The organism is Moraxella sp. I5G, from assembly GCF_055193055.1.
Window position 1 is genome coordinate 1 of sequence record NZ_JBUXLH010000052.1, and the last position, 684, is coordinate 684.

Genomic DNA, 684 nt, shown 5'->3' on the forward strand with positions numbered 1-684 from the left:
AAAACCGTGGTAAAACAAGGCGCAAACACCAGCGTTTCTAGCGCCACCGACGCAGCAACCGGTGCCACCGAATACACCGTCAATGCTGAAAAATCGGTGGTACAAGGCTCTTCGGATGTTAGCGTAAATGCAGTAACCAACGGTCTGACCACCACATACACCGCCGACTTATCAACCACAGCCAAAGCCAGCCTAGCCAAAGCCGATAGCGCGGTACAAAAGGTGGTTTCAAGTAACTCTAATTTAACCGCCAGCAAAACCGGCGATACTGTTACTTTGGATTTTAGCCAAACCCCAAGCTTTACCAGCGTAACCACTGGAAATAGTGTATTGACTTCAGACGGCTTAAAAATTGGTAGTGGCACAAATTCTGTATCCTTAACCAATGCAGGACTTTCTAACGGTGGCAATAAAATCACCAACATCGCCGATGGCGCAGCCGATACTGACGCAGCAAGCTTTAAACAAGTTAAAGCCGCCAAAACCGAGGTTCAAGGGGGTACGAATGTTGCCAGCGTAACCAAAACCGATAGCCCGACTGACGGACATGCGGTTTATACCGTCAATGCCAAAGGTGCCACCGTTGCGCTGGATAGTAGTGTGGACGGTCTGAAACTGACGTCGTCTGAAGATTCGACTACCAACGTAACTACTTACAATTTGGATTTGTCAGACAAAACCAAA

1 protein-coding gene is annotated in these 684 nt (G+C 48.1%); it reads left to right on the top strand.

Annotated features, from left to right (window positions below):
- Window positions 1-684 (top strand): hypothetical protein (locus ACZBKJ_RS09925; protein ID WP_463200937.1); only part of this gene is annotated, 684 nt, incomplete at both ends.